Raw genomic sequence first — 20,064 nt, 5'->3', positions numbered from 1 at the left:
ACGTCGGAGGATCATCCGGATCGCCGGAGACGTGGCACACGGAGCGGGCGCGGGGAGGATCCCATGACCACACCACTGCCCGTGGTACTCGCGGGCGCCCGAGGGCACGGCCGCTGGCACGTGCAGAACATCCGCCGGCTCCAGGACCGGGGTCTCGTACGACTGGCGGGTATCTGCGAGCTGACCCCGCTCACCGAGGAGGAGTTCGGCGGTGAACTCCCGGCCCAGTCCGCCGACTTCGGCGCGCTGCTCGACTCCACCGGCGCCCGTGCCGCCGTCATCTGCACGCCGATCCCCACGCACACCGACCTTGCGCTGACGGCCGCGCGCAGAGGCGTCCACCTCCTGCTGGAGAAGCCGCCGGCGCCGTCGTACGCCGAGTTCCGCCGGATGGCCGACGGGGTCGCCGAGGCGGGCGTCGCCTGTCAGATCGGCTTCCAGTCGCTGGGCTCGCACGCCGTGCCCGCGATCCGGCAGCTGATCGCCGACGGTGCGATCGGCGAGGTGGCCGGGGTCGGCGGGGCCGGCGCCTGGGCGCGCGACGAGGCGTACTACCGGCGGGCACCGTGGGCGGGCCGGCGCAGGATGAACGGCGTCGACGTGATCGACGGGGCGCTCACCAACCCGCTCGCGCACGCCGTGGCCACCGCGCTCGCCCTCAGCGGTGCCACCCGCGCCGAGGACGTCACCGCCATCGAGACCGAGCTGTGGCGGGCCAACGCCATCGAGGCCGACGACACCTCCTGCGTCCGCGTCACCACCGTCGAGGGCCGCCCGGTCACCGTTGCCGCCACCCTGTGCGCCGAGCGGCCCGACGAGCCGTACGTGCTGGTGCACGGCAGCCAGGGCCGGATCACCTTCTGGTACAAGCAGGACCGCGTCCTGCTCCAGCGGGCGGACCACGGCCCCGAGGAGTTCGATCACGGCCGCACCGACCTCCTGGAGAACCTGGTCGAGCACCTCACCACCGGCGCCGACCTGCTGGTCCCGCCGGACACGACGGGCGCCTTCATGCGGATCGTGGAGGCGATCCGGCAGGCCCCGGACCCGGCCCCGCTGCCCGACTCCGCCTGGCATCTCCTCCCCGGCGAGCACCGGCGGGTGGTGCCCGGCGTCGACGGACTCGTCGCGGCCGCCGCCGACACCCTGACCCTCTACTCGGAGCTGGGCGCTCCCTGGGCGCCCGGGAACGCGCTGCGGAACGACCGTAAGGAGGTGAGCACCCGATGACGACCCACGACTCCCCGGTCCTGCGCGTCGCGGGCCGCCCGGTCGGCCGGTACGTCACCCGGCCCGAACTCCCGGACCGGCTCTCCCCGCGCCCGTACCTGCACCCCGTCACCACCCTGGCCGGCACGGCGGTCACCGAGCTGAGCCCCGCCGACCACCTGCACCACCTCGGCGTCGGTGTCGCCGTTCCCGACGTCGAGGGGCACAACTTCTGGGGCGGGCGCACCTATGTCCGCGACCGGGGCCCGACCGAGCTCGACAACCACGGCGCCCAGCGGCACGTCGCCTTCCAGCTCCGCGATCCCGACGGATTCGTCGAGGAACTGCGCTGGGTGGCCGCGGGAGCCGAGGTGCTGCGCGAGCGCCGTACGGTCGCCGCGACCGAACTCACCGATACCGCATGGGCGTTGGACTTCACCTTCGCCCTCACCAACATCACCTCCGGCCCGCTGTCGATCGGCAGTCCCGCCACCAACGGGCGCCCCGGAGCGGCCTACGGCGGCTTCTTCTGGCGCGCCCGCAAGGAGGCATCGGTGCCGGACGTCTTCACTCCGGGCGGCCAGGGCGAGGAGCAGGTGCACGGCACCCGCGCCGACTGGCTGGCCCTCGCGGGCAGCAGCTGGACGCTGGTCTTCGCCGGCGCCACCGAGGCCACCCGCCGGGACCCCTGGTTCGTCCGCACCGCCGAATACCCCGGCGTCGGCTCCTCGCTCGCCCACGACGAGCGGCTGCCGATCCCTCCCCCACTGCCCGAAAGGCGTGGGAGGTGCCCCCATGGCGACACCGTCGTCCGCCGGATCGTCACCGTTGTCGCCGACGGCCGGCTCGGCCGGGACGAGGCCGCGGCCCTGGCCCGGAAGGCGGTGACCCAGTGACCGCACAGCAGACCGACCTCACCTACCGCAACCCGATCCTCGACGCCGACTGGTCCGACCCGGACGTCATCCGTGTCGGCGACGACTTCTACCTCACCGCCTCCAGCTTCGGCCGCGTCCCCGGCCTTCCCCTGCTGCACTCCCGCGACCTGGTCAACTGGACGCTGGTCGGACACGCCCTGGACCGCCTGGAACCGGCGGACGCGTTCGCCACGCCCCGGCACGACTGCGGCGTCTGGGCACCGTCCCTGCGCCATCACGACGACCGCTTCTGGATCTTCTGGGGCGACCCCGACCAGGGCATCTACCAGATCAACGCCCCGGAGATACGCGGCCCCTGGACCCGCCCGCACCTCATCAAGGCGGGCAAGGGCCTGATCGACCCCTGCCCCCTGTGGGACGACGAAACGGGCGAGGCCTACCTCGTACACGCCTGGGCCAGATCCCGTTCCGGGATCAAGAACCGTCTCACCGGCCACCGTATGCACCCCGACGCGACCTCCCTCCTCGACGAGGGCAAGGTGATCGTCGACGGCGACCGCATCCCCGGCTGGTTCACCCTCGAAGGGCCCAAGCTCTACCGGCACGACGGCTGGTTCTGGATCCTGGCGCCCGCCGGGGGAGTGGAGACCGGCTGGCAGGGTGCCTTCCGCTCACGCGGCTTCTTCGGGCCGTACGAGGAGAAGGTCGTCCTCGAGCAGAAGGACACCGACGTCAACGGACCGCACCAGGGCGGCTGGGTGCGCACCCCGTCCGGCGAGGACTGGTTCGTGCACTTCCAGCAGCGCGGCGCCTACGGCCGGGTGGTGCACCTCCAGCCGATGCGCTGGGGGGCCGACAACTGGCCGGTGCTGGGAGACGACGGCGCCCCCGTCGCCGTACACGAACGGCCCGACCTGCCACCGCAGCCGCCGGCCGCGCCTGCCACCGACGACGACTTCCCCGGCGGGCGGTACGGCCGCCAGTGGCAGTGGGCGGCCAACCCCCATGACGGCTGGGCCACCCAGCACTCCGGTGACGGGCTACGGCTGACCTGCGTCCGCTCGGCCGACGCGCACGACCTGCGCAGACTGCCGAGCATCCTCACCCAGCGGCTGCCCGGAAGGCCGGCCGTCGTCGAGGTGGAACTGCGGCTCGACAGTGAGGAACCGGGGGCACGGGCCGGGCTCGCGGTGCTCGGGGACGCGTTCAGCTGGATCGGGTTGCAGCGGGCGGCCGACGGGACCGTCCAGCTCGTGCACCGATTCGCCGAGGGGGTGGCCGAGCGGGAGCGGGACGCCGATCATCCGCGGCCGGCACCCGAGGGGCGGGCGCTGCTGCGGATCGAGATCGGATCCGGGGCGCGCTGCCGCTTCTTCCACGACGTCGGCGACGGCCCGCGTCCCTCCGGGCAGGTCTTCGCCGCCACCCCCTGGCGGTGGGTCGGCGCCCTGCTCGGCCTGTTCGCCCTCGCGCCCGAGGACGGGCCGGGGCATGCCGGCGCGGGCATGTTCACGCACTTCCGCATCACCGCCATGTGAAGTCACCGCACGCCTGTGGGGAGCCGCAATGACGCACTTCCGAAGCGAGCGCTTGCCAGGAGCGGGCAGAGCCCTGGCCGCCGTCATGGGCCTGGTCGCCGCGCTGGGACTGGGCGCGGTCGAGGCGGACGCCGCCCCGACCGCTCCGGTCACGGCCGACCGCTTCACCGACCGCCCCCACGGCTTTGCCTCCCTGGCCGGCGGCACGACCGGCGGTGCGGGCGGCAAGGTCGTCACCGTCACCGACCAGGCCTCGCTGGCGCAGTACGCGGCGGCGCCCGAGCCGTACGTCATCCGCGTCCAGGGCACGATCACCGCGCAGCCGTTCGGCGCGAGCATCGAGGTCGCCCCGGACAAGACGATCGTCGGCGTCGGGACGAGCGGTGAGCTGGTGCAGGGCGAGTTCCATCTCAGCCCCGGCACCCACAACGTGATCATCCGCAACCTGACGATCCGCGACTCGGCGATCGAGGGCAACTGGGACTGCAAGGACACCGACTTCGACGGCATCCAGATGGACACCGTCCACCATGTGTGGGTCGACCACAACCGCTTCTCGAACATCTGCGACGGGCAGCTCGACGTCCGCAAGAACAGCGAGTACGTGACCGTCTCCTACAACCGGTTCGAGAACAACAACAAGACGTTCGGGCTCGGTTGGACGACCGACGTCAGGACGCAGATCACGATCGACCACAACCTGTTCGCCAACACCAAGCAGCGCAACCCCTCCGTCGACAACGCCGCCTACGCGCATCTCTACAACAACCACCTGACCGCGCAGGCGGATCCGGGCGACCCCGTGTGGACGTACGGGAACTGGTCGCGCGGCCGGACCCGCATGGTCATCGAGAACTCCTACTACGAGAACGTCCAGCACCCCTACCAGGCCGACGGCACGGCCGAGCTGGTGCAGCGCGGGTCGATCCTCAAGGGCACGACCGGGCGGCACGACGAGTGGGGCGCGGCCTTCGACCCGCGTGCCTTCTACGACTACCGGCTGGACCCGGCCTCAGCCGTCCCGGCGCTGGTCAAGCGCTTCGCAGGACCGCAGAAGCAGATCGGCACCGGGCTGCACGGCCCCGCCGATCACCACTGACCCCACACACCTTCACATCTGAAGCTGGATCCAGAAGAAGAGAGCCGACCAATGAAGATCAGCAATCGCAGAAGCAGCACCGGCAGGCGTCGTATGCCGGCCGCCGTCGCCCTGGGCGCCGTGCTCGCGCTGACCGTCACCGCCTGCGGCGACGACGGCAGCGGTGCGGCCGGCGACAAGGGCGGCGAGGGCGACGGCAAGGGAAAGATCGTCTTCTGGGACAACAATGGCGGTGTCCGCACCGACATCTGGAAGGAGATCATCGCCGACTTCGAGAAGGCGAACCCGGACATCAAGGTCGAGTACGTCGGGATCGCCTCCACCGAGTACCAGTCCAAGGTCGACACCGCCATCCAGGGCGGCGGCCTGCCGGACGTCGGCGGCGTCGGCGCGGCCATGCTCGCCGGGTTCGCCGCGCAGGGCGCGCTGGAGCCGCTGGACGAGCGGCTCGCCAAGTCGTCGCTGAACGGCAAGCTCAACGAGGACATGGTCGAGTCGCTGAAGGCGGCCGGCGGTGGCGACGACACGCTGTACTCGATCCCGACCTCCGCGAACAACGGTGTCCTGTACTACCGCACCGACCTGTTCAAGAAGGCGGGACTGGAGGACCCCACCACCTGGGACGCCTTCTACAAGGCCGCCGAGGAGCTCACCGACGCGGGCAAGAACGAGTTCGGGTACACCATCCGGGGCGGGGCGGGGTCGATCGCCCAGGCGCTGGACGCCATGTACGGGCAGTCCGGGATCACGTCCTTCTGGGACGCGAGCGGTGAGAAGACCACGGTCAACGACGCGAAGAACGTGGCGGCGCTGGAGAAGTACGCGGCCCTCTACAAGAAGGTCACCCCGGCCGCCGACCTCAACAACGACTTCACCAAGATGGTCGCGCAGTGGGACTCCGGCACCATCGGCATGCTGAACCACAACCTGGGCTCGTACCAGGACCATGTGAAGGCGTTCGGCACGGACAAGTTCCGGGGCATTCCGCAGCCGATCGGGCCCGGCGGCAAGCGGGTGCAGGTGTCCAACCCGGTGGACGGGCTCGGGGTGTTCAAGAGCTCCAAGAACAAGGAAGCCGCGTGGAAGTTCATCGAGTTCGCGACCTCGCCCGAGGCGAACTCGAAGTTCAACGAGTCTGCGGGGCAGGTGCCGGCGCACACCGATGCGGCGAAGGACGCGTGGATTTCCGAGGCGGAGCCGACGAAGTTGGCTGCGGATGCGCTGAGTGACGGGTCCACGACCATCGTGCAGTTGCCGTACTACCTGCCGGACTGGAACACGATTTCCAAGGCGGACAACGAGCCGAACTTCCAGAAGGTGCTGCTGGGGGACATGAGTGCGAAGGAGTTTCTGGACACGTTGGCCGAGCAGCTGAATGAGGCGCAGGCCGAATGGAAGGAGCAGCAGGGCTAGTTCTTGTTGCTGGGTTTCGCCGTGGGGCGGTCTGTGGTGTGCAGGCTGCGGGCCGTCCCTGGCTGGTCGCGCAGTTCCCCGCGCCCCTTGAGGGCGTTCCCCTGGCCCCCGTTTGAAAGGCACATCGACATGTCTCTTAGTCGTCGGCAGGTTGCCTCCGCTGCTCTCGCCGTTCCCGTTGTCGTCGCCGCTGGTGGGACCGCTCAGGCCGGCGGCCGACGGCGCACCCTCTACATCGCCGGTGATTCCACCGCCGCCCAGAAATACGCCGACGCCGCGCCCGAGAGCGGGTGGGGCATGGCACTTCCCTTCTTCTTGCGCAAGGACCGGCCTGTTGCCAATCACGCGGTGAACGGGCGGAGTTCGAAGAGTTTTGTCGACGAGGGGCGACTCGACGTCATCCTCGCCGCAATACGGCCGGGTGACTTTCTGCTCGTCCAGTTCGCGCACAACGACGAGAAGGTCGCAGACCCCGCGCGTTACACCGAGCCCTGGACCACGTACCAGGACTACCTGCGGCTGTACGTCGACGGTGCCCGTGCGTGTGGTGCGCGGCCGGTGCTGCTCACCCCCGTCGAGCGTCGGAGGTTCGATGTGGGCGGCAACGCGGTGCCGAGCCATGGCGACTACCCGGCGGCGATGCGTGCGCTCGCCGAGGCGGAGGGGGTGGCGTTGCTCGACGTTCAGGCGTTGTCGCTGGGGTTGTGGCAGGAACTCGGGGTCGAGGGGACCAAGGCGTACTTCAACTGGACCGCGACCGAGCAGGACAACACGCACTTCAATCCGCCGGGCGCGATCGCCGTGGCCCGGCTGGTGGCGCGGGAGCTGCTGCGTACGAGGGTGCTCGCGCCGCGGGACGTCGTCCGGCTGGAGGACGACATTCCCACCTCCTGGATCACCTGGCCCGAGGCGGCCGACGCCGCGGGCGCATAACGCGAGGAGAGCCGCACCATGCGCAGATATGGATGTCATGGACTTGTCATTACCTCGCTCGTGGGCTGCACCGCCCTGGTGCTGTCCGTCGCGGGGACCGCCTCCGCCGGGGCGGACGGGCACCGGGACACCGCCCGTCAGGTGCTCGGCGCCAACGACGGCTGGGGTGCGTACGGCACCGGCACCACGGGAGGTGCCGCCGCCGACGCCGAGCATGTGTACACCGTCACCAGCTGGGCCGAGTTCAGGCGGGCGCTCGCCGACGGCGGTGACGCGCCGAAGATCATCAAGGTGAAGGGCACCATCGACGCGGTCGCCGAGGGGTGCGACGCCCTCGCCGCGCCCGGGTACGACTTCGACGCCTATCTGGAGAAGTACGCGCCGGAGAAGTGGGGGCTGGACACCGACCTGAGTGCCGAGCCCGCCGACAGTCCCGAGGGGCTGCGCCGCGCCTCTGCGGCCCGGCAGGACGCGGCCGTCAAGGCCTTCGTCCCCGCCAACACCACCATCATCGGCATCGGGCACAACGCCGGCTTCAAGGGCGCCAGCCTCCAGATCAAGGGCGTCGACAACGTCATCGTCCGCAACCTCACCATCGAGAGCCCCGTCGACTGCTTCCCGCAGTGGGACCCCACGGACGGATCGACCGGGAACTGGAACTCCGAGTACGACAGCGCGGTCGTCTACGGTTCCACGCACGTCTGGCTGGACCACAACACCTTCACGGACGGCGACCACCCCGACAGCGCCGCGCCGACCTACTTCGGCATGCTGTACCAGCAGCACGACGGCGAGCTGGACATCGTCCGGGGCGCCGACTACGTCACCGCCTCGTGGAACGTCTTCGCCGACCACGACAAGACGATCCTGATCGGCAACAGCGACAGCGAGTCGACCGCCGTCGGCGACCGGGGGCATCTGAAGGTCACCTTCCACCACAACCTGTTCGCGAACCTGATCGAGCGCGCGCCGCGCGTCCGGTTCGGACAGGTCGACTCGTACAACAACCACTTCGTCGCCGGCCCCGGCTACTCCTACAGCTTCGGCATCGGCAAGGAGTCCCGACTCGTCGCCGAGCACAACGCGTTCACCCTGCCGGACGGGGTCAGTCCGGCGAAGATCCTGAAGAAGTGGAACGAGGCGCCCGTCACCGCCGCCGGCAACCACGTCAACGGGAAGCCGACCGACCTCATCGCCGTGCACAACGCGGAGATCCCGGGCGAGACCCTCCAGTCCGGCGCGGGCTGGACGCCCACCTTGCGCACCAAGGTCGACCCGGTGCGGTGGGTCCCCAGGATCGTCGGCGACCGTGCCGGCGCCGGCCGGCTGCGCTGACGTCCGCCCAGTACGGGCCGGGGCGGGCTGCGCCGATCGCAGTCCGTCCCGGCGCTCACCCACCGACCGAGCCGCACCGCGAAGGAGCACCCGCATGTCCTCGTCCCACCTCCGACTCCCCTTGTCCAGAAGGGGATTCCTCATGGCGAGCGCCGGTTCCGGCGCCGCCCTCGGCCTGGCGCCGCTGTCCGCGCACGCCCATGAACAGCGGCGCCCGTTCGGCCGCTACGGGTCACCGGCCCGGCGGCTGACGCCGAAGACGGTCTACGTCGATCCGCACGGGCACGGCGACTTCACCACCGTCCAGGCCGCCGTCGACGCCGCCACCACCGCCGGATTCACCCTGGTCATCGCGCCCGGCGTCTACCGTGAGACGGTGAGCGCCGGGGTCGTCGACCCGGCCACCGGGCAGCGCACCGAGGCCGCCACCGAGATGACCTGGATCGGCGCGAGCGAGAACCCGCGGGACGTGGTGATCGTGTACGACAACGCGGCCGGCACCCCGAAGCCCGACGGTTCCGGCACCTACGGCACCAGCGGCTCGGCCACCACCCTGATCCGCACCGACGGCTTCACCGCTCGCTGGATCACCTTCGCCAACGACTGGCTGCGCGTCGACCACCCCGGTGTCTCCGGCACCCAGGCCGTCGCCATCAAGGTGCAGGGCGACCGCTGCGCCTTCCACCACTGCCGGTTCCTCGGTCACCAGGACACCCTGTACGCCGACTCGTTCGACCTCGGCCTGTTCGCCCGCCAGTACTACGCCCACTGCTATGTGGAGGGCGATGTCGACTTCGTCTTCGGCCGGGCGACGGCGGTGTACGAGCACTGCCACTTCCGCACGCTGAACCGCACCGACCTGACCGGCGCCCCGTACGGCTTCGTCTTCGCACCCTCCACGGCGGGCGCCAACCCGCGCGGCTACCTCGTGACGCGCAGCCGGGTCAGCAGCGAGGCCCCGGACGCCTTCTACAAGCTGGCCCGCCCCTGGGTGCCCAGCTCCGACACCACCGCCCACCCGATGCTCACCGTGCGGGACACCTGGCTCGGGACCGGCATCGACGCGGTCGCGCCCTACGCGAACATGCGCGAGACCTATCCGTGGCAGTCGATGCGTTTCACGGAGTACGCCAACTCGGGTCCGGGGGCGGTGATCTCGGTGCCGGAGAACCGGCCGCAGCTGACGCCGGAGACGGCGGCCGGACACACCCGGCGCGCGTATCTCGGTGACTGGCGGCCGTATGAGCGCACCTGACTCCGTCGACGGGCCGCTGCCGGACTTCCACCCCGCCCTGAAGGCGGAGCTGGACTTCCCGCTCGCTTGGGGCAGCTCGCCGGTCCGCTCCTTCCCGGCGTGGCGATGCGCCGCCCGGGCCAAGGTCGAGGAACTGCTCGTCGTGGGACGCCAGGACGCGATCCCGTACGCCCCCGCATTCGGCCCCCGCTCCCCAGGCGACGGCTTTACCAGGGAGCTGGTGACCCTCTCCCTCACCGGCTACGAGCGCGTCCGCGGCGCCCTGCTCACCCCGCACGGCGCCGGCCCCTTCCCCGCCGTGCTGCTTCTGCACGACCACGGCGCCAGGTTCGACATCGGCAAGGAGAAACTCGTCCGGCCCTGGTACGACGACACCCGGGAGGCCGCCGCGCAGGCCTGGGCCGACCGGCACTTCAGCGGGCGGTTCATCGGCGACGAACTCGCCCGGCGCGGCTATGCCGTGTTCGCCGTGGACGCCCTCGGCTGGGGCGACCGAGGTCCCCTCGCCTACGACCAGCAGCAGGCGCTGGCCGCCAGCCTCTACCACCTCGGCTCCTCCCTCGCCGGGCTCATGGCCCGCGAGGACGTCCGTGCCGCCGGATTCCTGGCCGGCCTGGACCGCGTCGACCCGCACCGCGTCGCGGCGTTCGGCTTCTCCATGGGCGCCTACCGGGCCTGGCAGACCGCCGCGCTCACGAACGACATCGCGGCCGCGGCCTGCGTGGGCTGGATGACCGGCCTGAAGGAGATGATGGTGCCCGGTAACAACACGCTGCGCGGGCAGTCGGCGTACTACATGCTCCACCCCGGGCTCGCCCGGCATCTCGACATCCCCGACGTGGCGAGCATCGCCGCCCCCAGGCCGATGCTCTTCTTCAACGGCGCACTGGATCCGCTGTTTCCCGCCACCGGCGTCCGCGTGGCGTACGACAGGCTGCGGACCGTCTGGCGCTCCTGCCATGCCGAGGAGGCGTTGCTGCTGAGGACCTGGCCGGACCTCGGTCACGTCTTCGTCGACCGTATGCAGGACGAAGTCCTCCGCTGGCTCGACGCCGTCCTGGAACCAGGCTCTCAGCAGCAACCCGGTCCGGCGGTCAGTCCCGAACGGGCCTGATCGATCCCAGGGTCGGCACCACCGGCTCGATCGTCCCGTCGGCCGCGAACCGAAGGCGGTCGACGGTGGTCTCCCGGTGGGTGCCGTCCCCGCCCGGCCTGCCGGGGCCGTTGAGGGCGAAGCGGTGGTAGACGATGTACCAGTCGTCGGTGCCGGGGACGTTCACCACCGAGTGGTGGCCGGTGCCGAGGATGCCGTACTCGGGGCGCTTCTGGAGGATGGTGCCCCGTTTGGTCCACGGGCCGAGCGGAGTGGGGCCGGTGGCGTAGGCGACGTGGTAGTTCTCGCTGCGGGTGTCGTCCTCGGACCACATGTAGTAGTAGGTGCCCTGGCGCTTCACCACGAAGGCACCCTCACGGAAGTTCGCCGGGGTGATGTCCTTCACCTCGGCCGGGTCGAACGACACCATGTCGTCGTTCAGCGGCACCACGTATCCGCGGCCGTTGCCCCAGTAGAGATACGACGTCCCGTCGTCGTCCGTGAAGACGGCCGGGTCGATCATCTGGCCGCTCCAGGAACCGCCCTTGGCGACCAGGGGCTTGCCGAGCGCGTCCTTGAAGGGGCCGGCGGGGGAGTCGGCGACCGCGACGCCGATCTGCTGCTCGGCGCAGAAGTAGAAGTAGTACTTGCCGTTCTTCTCGGCGATCGCCGGCGCCCACGCGTTCTTGTCCGCCCAGGAGATGTCGGGCCCCAGGTCCAGGATCACGCCGTGGTCCTTCCAGTGGACCAGGTCCTTCGACGAGAACGCCTTGAACTGCGTACCGCTCCAGCCCGGGAAGCCGTCCGTGGTCGGGTAGATCCAGTAGCGGCCGTCCATGTAGCGGATGTCGGGGTCGGCGTACAGACCGGGCAGGATCGGGCTGCGGGTCCGCACGGCCTCGACCGTCCAGGTGCGCTCGGTTCCGTCCGCGGCCGTCACCGTGTACGGCTGCGGCTTGCGGAAGTCGCGCCGGGTGCCGGAGCGCGGGCTGACCGTGGCGCCCTCAGCGACCCAGAGCTTCGGGGCGAGGCGAGTGAGGTCGGCGTCCGGCTGCATCGGGAGCACGACCTTCGAGGCGCTCTCGGTGACGATCCCGTACCCCTTCTGGTCCTTCACCGTCGCGTCCACGACCGAGGCGGGGCTCGCGGGATACGCCGCCAGCAGCCGGTCGTACTCCGCCTGCGTCACCGGAATCACCGTGCCGTGCCGGGGACTTGCCGGCAGTTGGTAGTTCTGCGAGGGCGTCCACTGCCCCGAGTCGAGGTCGGTCGTCTCGAAGGGGAGGTAGCCGCGGCCGCCGTACTCGTCGATGAACAGGTACCACTTGTCCTCGGTGTTGGACTTGAAGACCGTCGGCCCCTCACCGCGGTCCATCGAGCCGTTGCCGATGCAGTCGGCGACGAAGTCGTACGTCGTCGAGGTGAGCGTCGTCGACTTCTCGGCGGTGATGAACTTCGAGCAGGGGCTGGACGAGCTCGGGTCCCGTTCGTCCTTGGTGTAGCGGTAGTACGTCCCCTTGTGTTCGACCACCGTCGAGTCGATCACCGAGTAGCCGGGGTCGTTCCAGACCTTCGGCTTGCTGAAGGTGCGGAAGTCCTTCGTCGTCGCGTACAGCATCTTGTTGTACGTCGAGCCGGTGTGGTCCGGGTCGTCGTCGGCGTACAGCTTCGACGCCCAGAAGACGACGTACTCGCCGAGCGTGTCGTCCCAGTAGGCCTCCGGCGCCCAGGTGTTGCCCGCGTTGTCGGGGGACACCTTCACCAGGCGCTGGTCGGTCCAGTGCACCAGGTCGGTGGACTCCCACACCATGATGGACTTGCTGCCGTGCCGCTGCACGTGGTCCCAACTGCCGCTGGAGTTGCGGTACATGCGCAGGTCGGTTGCGATCATGTAGAACTTGTCGCCCTCGGGGGAGCGGATCACGAACGGGTCGCGCAGGCCCTTCTCGCCGATGGTGGAGGTCAGGACCGGCTTGCCCGCGTTCAGCTCCCGCCAGTGCAGCGGGTCGTTGCCGCGGCTGAGGGCGTAGCGGATCTGCTCACCGTCGGCGGTGCCCTCGCCGGTGAAGTAGGCGAAGAGATAACCGGAGTACTGGGTGTCCTTCACAGGTGGTGCTCCTGATTGCGTGCTGCCCGGCGGGGCGGTCAACAGGGTGAAGAGGAGGGCGAGGAAGGGAAGCGGAAGGAACGTGCGGACGGTGGGGCGGCGCATGGCACATCCTGTGTGAGTGTGGGGATTTTTGTTGGGTGACGTGCCTTCGGAGTGTCATCTGCTGAGGACGGTGCGTCAATCGGTGCTGCCGGGGCCGGAGGGGACCGAAAGTTTCGGTCCTTTTCGCGCGGCCCGGCAACCTTTCCGGCCACTGCGACGACCGGATCTCAGAAACGGGCCGGGGCGGCCCCTCCGGCCCGTTTCGCCCATCCCCGCGCCGAAGGGGGCGGCTGTAGCGCCCCGGAGGCGGCCAAATGCAAACGAAAGGAACGCCCCAGTGCGTCAGAGCACCGGACGCCACCGCAGGACGCGCACCCTCTCGATCGCCGCGGCAGTGGCCGTCGCCGCGGGGGCGGGCGGTGTGTACCTCGGCCTGTCCGAAGGCGGTGCCCAGGCCGCCTCGACGACGGTCACCGTCTCCACCACCCCCGAACTGGAGTCGGCCGTCAAGAGCGCCGTCGCCGGTACGACCATCCAGGTGCGCGGCGGCACGTACACCCCCACCGCGAGCCTCAGGTCCACGGCCAGCGGGACAAGTTCGAGCCGGATCACGCTGAAGGCGTACGGCAGCGAGAAGGTGAAGATCGACGGCTCCAAGCTGCCCTACGGCTCCTGGCTCGCCGGGATCTACGGCAGCTACTGGACCGTCGAGAACCTCACCTTCCAGAACTCCCCGGCCCAGGGCTTCGTCGTCACCTCCTCCACCGGCGGCATCTTCCGCAACCTCGTCACCGCGAACAACGGCGACTCCGGCTTCACCCTGCGCGGCGACGGCACCGCGAACAACCTCGTGCAGAACCTGGACAGTTACGGCAACTACGACCCCGCCGGACACGGCCAGAACGCCGACGGCATCGCCGTCAAGTTCGGCTCCGGCACCGGCAACGTCCTCGACGGCGCCCGCCTCTACAACAATTCGGACGACGGCCTCGACCTGTGGCAGTTCTCCTCACCGGTCACCATCAAGAACTCCTGGGCGTTCGGCAACGGCAAGAACCGCTGGTCCGACTCCGCGTTCGAGGGCAACGGCAACGGCTTCAAGCTGGGCGGCGGCGGAGCCTTGGTCGCCCACCAGGTGCAGAACAACGCCGCCTGGGACAACACCCTGCACGGCTTCACCGAGAACTCCAACACCGGCGCCATCGTGCTGTACCGCAACACCGCCTACGCCAACACCGAGGACGGCTTCTACTTCGCCACCGGCAAGGCGCGTCTCGCACGCAACCTCGCCGTCGGCAACGGCGACGCGAAGGCGAAGCTCGGCGGTGCCACCGTCTCGGCGGCCAACAACTGGGACGCGGGTGTCGCCACACCGGCGTTCGCCACCACGGACGCGAAGGCCGCGTACGGCGCCCGCGGTGCGGACGGCTCGCTGCCGTCGACCACCTTCCTGACCACCGGATCCACGAGCATCGGCGCGACGATGAAGTAGCCGGGGAAACACAAGGGAACGCCCCCGCCGGTCGTCACCGGCGGGGGCCGGTCGACAGCCGGCCCGAGGGGGGCTCGGGCCGGCAGCTCTCAGCGACTCACTTGTAGGTGACGTCGGAGGCCGTGTAGCGGCAGTGCGTGCCGTCCGGGCCGCTGCCGAGCTCCTTGGGCTCCGCACCGGTGTTGTTGCCCTGGAAGCGGGTGCACACCTTCATCTTCTTGCTGCTGTCGCCGTGGATGCGCACCTTGCGCAGGGCGGCCGTGTCGCCGAAGTTGGAGTTGATGCCGACGATCGACTTGCCCGGCGCCGTCACATCGACGTCGTTGATGATGATCGAGCGGTTCTTGTACTGCGTGGAGCAGTTGCCGCAAGTGCGTACCAGCTTGCCGAAGTCCGACACCTGGAACTTCGTCACGACCAGCTTGCCCGCGCCGTTGAACTGGAAGACCTTGTCGCTGGCGCTCTTGGCGCCGCCGCCGTGCACGGTGTAGACGGACGACGCCGACTTGCCCTTGAACGTGGCGGCGTCCTCGCCGACGTCCTCCCACCACACGTTCTGCAGCGTGCAGCTGCCCTGGCAGTGGATGCCGTCGGCGGCGGGGGAGCCCAGGATGACGTTCTTCAGGACCGCGCCGTCCTTCAGCTGGAAGATCGGGTCCTGGCCCTCCTCCTGGCCGTTGCCGCCCAGTTCGCCGCTGCCGTAGAAACGCTGGTAGCCGCCGTCGTACGTGCCCGACACCGAGATGGTGCTGCTCACCGCCTTGTTGCCCTTGGCGGTCGGCCAGCTGGACGCGGCGCCGGCGGTGGACAGCAGCGACGTGGTGGCGAACGCCGCTCCGGTGATGCCGAGCGCGGCCACGGAGCCGATCACGGCCCGCCGCCTGGTGACCCGGCGGCGGTGCCTCACGCGCTGTTCTGCTGGTGCAGTCATGTACCGATTCCTCAAGTGGGGTGGTGACTCTTGCGCCTTGTGGTCGTCACCGGTGAGGAACGGGTTGCCGTGTCTCCAGAAGTTTTTTACGAGTCGCCCTCGGACGAGTCGTCGTCCTGGGCGGCGAAGTCGCCGGCTACGGACAGCTCTTCGGTGCCCGCCCGCGCGGTCGCCGCGTAGCCGTCGTCCTTGGCGTCCCGGCCGCCGCGCTCGTGGTCGTACTGCCCGGCGAACACCCACTCGCCCTCCGGGACCGTACGACCCTCCCTGAGCACCCAGGTGTACACCAGGAAGCCGTCCTGCTCGCCGACCGACAGCGTGAAGTCGTCCTCCGGCAGTGACCGCCAGGCGCCGGTCGAGGAGACCCCGCCGGTCTGCGCGATCCTCAACTGCACGGTCAGCTCGGTAAGTTGCTCGCTGGTCTTGACAGTGATGTTGCTCTGCGCCCAGAAGTCGTTGCTGTGCGGGTCCACCGAGCCGTCCGACCACAGCGGACCGTCCTCGACGCCGGCGTCGGCGGGCAGCTGTGCCGGTGCGGACGCCGAGGCGGACGGCGACTGCGCCGGGGGCGAGCTGGGCTCCTCCCGGGACTCCACCGGGCTGCTGGGCTCCGGGTCCACCGGGAACGCGGGCGGCCGGCTCGTCGCCTCCGGCGACGGCGTGGGCGTCGCCGACACGGCGACCTTCCGCTGCGGGGGAGCCTCCTCCTTCACCGCGGAGGCGACCGCGTACCCGCCTACCGCGAGCACACCCGCGACCGCGGCCGTCGCACCCGCGACCCGCAGCCAGCCGAACGCCGGCGGGAGGGTCGCCCGGTGGCCGCTGCCGCCACGGACCTCCTCGGTCATACCGCGGTCGATCCGGGCCAGGATGCGCGCGCGGTCGGGCTCGTGCGCCTCGGCCGCCTCGTGCAGCCGGGCGCGCAGCTCGCCGTGCACGTCCCGCTGCATCGTCATCGGTTCCTTCCTCCGGCCTCACCGGTGCGCGCCATCGCGGCGTGCACCTTCTGCGGAGCTTGCTGTGTGCCGAGCAATCGTTGCAGCTCGGCCATTCCCTTCGAGGTCTGGCTCTTCACCGTACCCACCGACACACCCAGGGCGAGCGCGGTGTCCTTCTCCGACAGATCGAAGGCGTGCCGCAGCACCACACAGGCCCGTTTGCGGAACGGCAGCCTGCGCAGCGCCGTCTGTACATCCACCGAGCCCGCTATGTCCGGGTTCTCGGTCTTCTCCTCGCGCTGGGACCAGAACAGGGCGATCCGGCGCCGCTCGCGCACCGCGCTGCGGATACGGGTGCGGGCGAGATTGGCGACCACTCCGCGCGCGTACGCCACCGGGTGGCCGGCCGCGCGCACCCGGTCCCAGCGGTGCCACAGCGCCAGCAGCGCATCCGCCGCGAGATCGTCGGCGGCGTCCGCCTCACCCGTCAGCAGATGGGCCAGGCGGGCCAGTTCGGCGTAGTGGCGTTCGAAGAAGGCATGGAACTCCACGGAGGCGGCGTCGTCGACGACTGTCCCCACGGGCGGTCTCTCCTCGAAGCGTTGGCCCGGCATCGAACTGCCGTACGCCGGGATGAGATCCGGAACTGTACCAGCGATACTCATGTGTCTCGTACGGGACTTCGAACGCCGTATGGCGGACCGAACCCGATTCCGTAACACGGAGAAAACCTGGAACAGGTTCAACGAGGGAACAATCCAGCCAGCATCCGCACACAGATCATTCAGGCGCCAAGGAGTGTCCGCCATGTCCGAAACGCAGAAGGTGACCGACCGGCCAAGTGTCCCGCCACCGGCGGCGAACAGCATCGACGGGTTCTTCAAGATCTCTGAACGGGGGTCCACCTTCGGCCGGGAGATACGTGGCGGCTTCGCCACGTTCTTCACCATGGCCTACATCCTTGTCCTGAACCCGATCATCCTGGGCAGTGCCAGGGACAAGTACGGAGAGCAGCTCGACGCGGTTCAACTCACCACCGCCACCGCCCTCGTGGCCGCGGTCATGACCGTCATCATGGGCATCGGCGGCAATCTGCCCCTCGCCCTGGCCGCCGGACTCGGCCTCAACGCGGTCGTCGCCTTCCAGATCGCCCCGCTGATGAGCTGGGACGACGCGATGGGCCTGATCGTCCTGGAAGGCCTGCTGATCTGCGTCCTTGTCGTCACCGGGCTGCGCGAGGCCGTCATGCACGCCATCCCGCAGGCGCTCAAGCAGGCGATCAGCGTCGGCATCGGCCTGTTCATCGCCTTCATCGGCTTTGTCGACGCCGGCTTCGTCAGCCGCATCCCGGACGCCGCGAACACCACGGTGCCGGTTCAGCTCGGCGGCTCCGGCACGCTCACCGGGTGGCCGATTCTCGTGTTCTGCCTCGGCGTGCTGCTGACCATCGGACTGCTCGCCCGCAAGGTCAAGGGCGCCATCCTCATCAGCATCGTCACCATGACCGTCGTCGCGATCGTCATCAACTCCATCGCCGACATCAAGACCTGGGGCCTGACCACGCCCGCGTGGCCCGACCAGGTCGTCGATGCCCCCGACTTCGGACTGATCGGCGACTTCAGCCTGTTCGGCGCGTTCGGCGAGCCCGGCGTCGGCGTCATCACCGTCGTCCTGCTGGTCTTCACGCTGATCCTGTCCGACTTCTTCGACACCATGGGCACGGTCGTCGGTATCAGCACGGAGGCCGGGCTGCTGGACAAGGACGGCAAGGTCCCGAACCTCGGCCGCGTCCTGCTGATCGACGGCGCCGCGGCCGTCGCGGGCGGCGCCGCCTCGTCGTCCTCGGCGACCTCCTACATCGAGTCGGCGGCCGGCGTCGGCGAGGGCTCGCGCACCGGCTTCTCCAACCTGGTCACCGGCGGCCTGTTCGCCCTCGCCCTGTTCTTCACCCCGCTGCTCACCATCGTCCCGCTCCAGGCGGCCGCCCCGGCCCTGGTCGCCGTCGGGTTCCTGATGATGACCCAGGTCAAGCAGATCGACTGGGACAGGTACGAGATCGCCATCCCGGCGTTCCTCACCATCGCGGTGATGCCGTTCACGTACTCCATCACCAACGGCATCGGCGCGGGCTTCGTCGCCTACGTCCTGATCAAGACGGTGCTGGGCAAGGCGAAGGAGGTCCACTGGCTGCTGTGGGGGACCTCGGCGCTGTTCCTGGTGTACTTCGCGATCGACCCGATCGAACAGATTCTCGGAGTGAAGTGACCGGTGGGGGCAACCTTTTTACGCGGGTTGCCCCCTTCCTTCCTTACTTCAGCGCCGCCTCCATGACCGCCCTGGCCACCGGCGCCGCCAGCCCGTTACCACTGACCTCCGAACGCGCCGCGTCCGACTGCTCCACCACGACCGCGACGGCGACCTCCTTGCCGTCGGCCTTCCCGTAGGACGTGAACCAGGCGTACGGCGTCTTGCTGTTGTTCTCGCCGTGCTGGGCCGTGCCGGTCTTGCCGCCCACCGTCGCGCCCGCGATCTGCGCGTTCGTCCCCGTGCCCTCCTCGACCACCGTCTGCATCGCCGACTGGAGCTGCTCGGCGGTCGAGGAGCTCACGATTTCCTCCGTCGAGGCGTTGTCGTCGTAGTCCTGCAGCACATCACCGCTGCTGTCGGTGATCTGCGACACCATATGCGGCGAGACCAGCTTGCCGTCGTTGGCTATGGCCGCTGAGACCATCGCCATCTGCAGCGGCGTTGCGGTGACATCGAACTGGCCGATGCCCGACAGGGCCGTCTGCGCGTCGTCCATGTCCGACGGGTACACGCTCTCGTACGCCCGCACCGGCACGTCCTGCTCGTCGTCGTTGAAGCCGAACTTCTCGGCCATCGCCCTGACCTTGTCCTGGCCCAGGTCGACGGCCATGCTCCCGAAGACGTTGTTGCACGAGTACTGAAGAGCCACCCGGATCGAGGCGTTCTCACACGGGGCGGACGGGTTCTCGTTCGTCAGCTTGTCGCTCGACTGCGGCAGCGGATAGGGGTCCGGGCTGTCCGTCTTCTCGTCCACCGACGAGTACAGGCCGTCCTCCAGCGCGGCCGCCGCGACGACCAGCTTGAACGTCGAACCCGGCGGCAGCGGCTGGCGCAGCGCCCGGTTCGTCATCGGCTTGTCGGAGTCCTTGGTCAGCTGCGTCCAGGCGTCCGAGTCGCCCGTGGTGATCCGCGACGGGTCGTACGACGGAGTGGAGACGACCGCCAGGATCTTCCCGGTCGTGGGGTCGATCGCGACGGCGGCGCCCTTCTTGTCGCCGAGCGCGTCGTACGCCGCCTTCTGCACATCCGGGTCGATCGTCGTGATCACGTTGCCCGGCTCCGACCGCTTGTTGGTGACCGTGTCCAGCACGCTCTTGAGACGGTTGTCGGTTCCGCCGAGCAGGTCCTGGTAGATGCCCTCCAACTGGGTGGCTCCGAACGCCTGCGAGCTGTACCCGGTCACGGCGGCGTACAGCGAGCCGTCCGTGTACGTCCGCTTGTACGCGAGGTCACCGCTCTTCGTCCGCGCCGAGCCGGTGACCGCGTCGCCGCCCACGATGATGTTGCCGAGCGGCTCGCTGTACAGCGCGATCGTGTTCCGCCGGTTGTTCTTGTCGTCCGCGAGGGCCTGGCCGTCGTAGAACTGCACCCAGGTAGCCCGCACCAGCAGAGCGAGCACCAGCAGCAGCGCGAAGACGGAGGCGCGCCTGATCGTCTTGTTCATCCCGCTTCGAAGACGACCGGGACAGACCGGATCGTTCCCTTCCGCCC

Annotated in this window: 16 protein-coding genes; 11 read left to right on the top strand and 5 right to left on the bottom strand. The window is 69.5% G+C overall.

Annotation, left to right across the window (positions count from 1 at the left end):
• The first annotated feature begins 63 nt into the window (after nucleotides 1–63).
• The 9 genes from StrepF001_RS06115 to StrepF001_RS06075 all read left to right on the top strand — a co-directional run bounded on the left by StrepF001_RS06115 (nucleotide 64) and on the right by StrepF001_RS06075 (nucleotide 10,774).
• Complete coding sequence (locus StrepF001_RS06115) at nucleotides 64–1,230, top strand: Gfo/Idh/MocA family oxidoreductase (protein WP_129797225.1); 1,167 nt, start codon at nucleotides 64–66, stop codon at nucleotides 1,228–1,230.
• Nucleotides 1,227–2,105: a PmoA family protein gene (locus StrepF001_RS06110; RefSeq protein ID WP_129797224.1), complete on the top strand. Its 879-nt coding sequence runs from the start codon at nucleotides 1,227–1,229 to the stop codon at nucleotides 2,103–2,105. The genes StrepF001_RS06115 and StrepF001_RS06110 overlap by 4 nt, the downstream gene beginning before the upstream one ends.
• The gene (locus tag StrepF001_RS06105; RefSeq protein WP_129797223.1) at nucleotides 2,102–3,625 is read left to right on the top strand and encodes a glycoside hydrolase 43 family protein; all 1,524 of its coding nucleotides are present in this window, start codon (nucleotides 2,102–2,104) and stop codon (nucleotides 3,623–3,625) included. Before StrepF001_RS06110 ends, StrepF001_RS06105 begins: the two co-directional genes overlap by 4 nt.
• Before the next feature lie 28 nt (nucleotides 3,626–3,653).
• Nucleotides 3,654–4,724, top strand: coding sequence for a right-handed parallel beta-helix repeat-containing protein (locus StrepF001_RS06100; protein WP_129797222.1), 1,071 nt, complete (start codon nucleotides 3,654–3,656; stop codon nucleotides 4,722–4,724).
• A 51-nt stretch (nucleotides 4,725–4,775) separates the two neighbouring features.
• Nucleotides 4,776–6,137 carry a sugar ABC transporter substrate-binding protein gene (locus tag StrepF001_RS06095; RefSeq protein ID WP_129797221.1) on the top strand — a complete coding sequence of 454 codons (1,362 nt, stop codon included), beginning with the start codon at nucleotides 4,776–4,778 and terminating at the stop codon, nucleotides 6,135–6,137.
• Nucleotides 6,138–6,266: 129 nt separating this feature from the next.
• Complete coding sequence (locus StrepF001_RS06090; RefSeq protein WP_129797220.1) at nucleotides 6,267–7,070, top strand: rhamnogalacturonan acetylesterase; 804 nt, start codon at nucleotides 6,267–6,269, stop codon at nucleotides 7,068–7,070.
• Between the two features lie 18 nt (nucleotides 7,071–7,088).
• A complete protein-coding gene (locus StrepF001_RS06085; protein ID WP_129797219.1) occupies nucleotides 7,089–8,405 on the top strand; it encodes a polysaccharide lyase family 1 protein in 1,317 nt (438 codons plus the stop codon).
• Between the two features lie 94 nt (nucleotides 8,406–8,499).
• Entirely contained in the window at nucleotides 8,500–9,660 is a 1,161-nt protein-coding gene (locus StrepF001_RS06080; protein ID WP_129797218.1) for a pectinesterase family protein, read from the top strand.
• Entirely contained in the window at nucleotides 9,647–10,774 is a 1,128-nt protein-coding gene (locus tag StrepF001_RS06075) for a dienelactone hydrolase family protein (RefSeq protein ID WP_129797217.1), read from the top strand. The genes StrepF001_RS06080 and StrepF001_RS06075 overlap by 14 nt, the downstream gene beginning before the upstream one ends.
• Here StrepF001_RS06075 and StrepF001_RS06070 read toward each other — a convergent pair.
• Nucleotides 10,755–12,965 carry a family 43 glycosylhydrolase gene (locus StrepF001_RS06070; protein WP_129797216.1) on the bottom strand — a complete coding sequence of 737 codons (2,211 nt, stop codon included), beginning with the start codon at nucleotides 12,963–12,965 and terminating at the stop codon, nucleotides 10,755–10,757. The genes StrepF001_RS06075 and StrepF001_RS06070 overlap by 20 nt on opposite strands.
• A 277-nt stretch (nucleotides 12,966–13,242) precedes the next feature.
• Here StrepF001_RS06070 and StrepF001_RS06065 point away from each other — a divergent pair, with 277 nt between their 5' ends.
• Nucleotides 13,243–14,397 (top strand): right-handed parallel beta-helix repeat-containing protein, encoded by a 1,155-nt coding sequence (locus StrepF001_RS06065; RefSeq protein ID WP_129797215.1) that lies wholly within the window; start codon nucleotides 13,243–13,245, stop codon nucleotides 14,395–14,397.
• Between the two features lie 97 nt (nucleotides 14,398–14,494).
• Here the strand turns inward: StrepF001_RS06065 and StrepF001_RS06060 are convergent, their stop codons facing one another.
• From StrepF001_RS06060 to StrepF001_RS06050, 3 genes are all read right to left on the bottom strand, one after another.
• A complete protein-coding gene (locus StrepF001_RS06060) occupies nucleotides 14,495–15,328 on the bottom strand; it encodes a pectate lyase (RefSeq protein WP_129797214.1) in 834 nt (277 codons plus the stop codon).
• Between the two features lie 86 nt (nucleotides 15,329–15,414).
• Nucleotides 15,415–16,284 carry a hypothetical protein gene (locus tag StrepF001_RS06055; RefSeq protein WP_129797213.1) on the bottom strand — a complete coding sequence of 290 codons (870 nt, stop codon included), beginning with the start codon at nucleotides 16,282–16,284 and terminating at the stop codon, nucleotides 15,415–15,417.
• On the bottom strand, nucleotides 16,281–16,847 hold the full coding sequence (locus tag StrepF001_RS06050; RefSeq protein ID WP_129797212.1) for a SigE family RNA polymerase sigma factor: 567 nt from the start codon (nucleotides 16,845–16,847) through the stop codon (nucleotides 16,281–16,283). The genes StrepF001_RS06055 and StrepF001_RS06050 overlap by 4 nt, the downstream gene beginning before the upstream one ends.
• A 226-nt stretch (nucleotides 16,848–17,073) precedes the next feature.
• On the opposite strand from StrepF001_RS06050, the gene StrepF001_RS06045 reads away from it, so the two are divergent.
• Nucleotides 17,074–18,531 (top strand): NCS2 family permease, encoded by a 1,458-nt coding sequence (locus tag StrepF001_RS06045; RefSeq protein WP_129797211.1) that lies wholly within the window; start codon nucleotides 17,074–17,076, stop codon nucleotides 18,529–18,531.
• A gap of 43 nt (nucleotides 18,532–18,574) precedes the next feature.
• Here StrepF001_RS06045 and StrepF001_RS06040 read toward each other — a convergent pair whose 3' ends face one another.
• On the bottom strand, nucleotides 18,575–20,017 hold the full coding sequence (locus StrepF001_RS06040; RefSeq protein ID WP_129797210.1) for a penicillin-binding transpeptidase domain-containing protein: 1,443 nt from the start codon (nucleotides 20,015–20,017) through the stop codon (nucleotides 18,575–18,577).
• Nucleotides 20,018–20,064: the final 47 nt, after the last annotated feature.

The sequence above is a fragment of the Streptomyces sp. F001 genome (assembly GCF_004187715.1).
Taxonomy (GTDB): Bacteria; Actinomycetota; Actinomycetes; order Streptomycetales; family Streptomycetaceae; genus Streptomyces; species Streptomyces flavusporus.
Note: the sequence above shows the minus strand (reverse complement) of the source record. Positions and strands in the feature narration are given on the sequence as shown.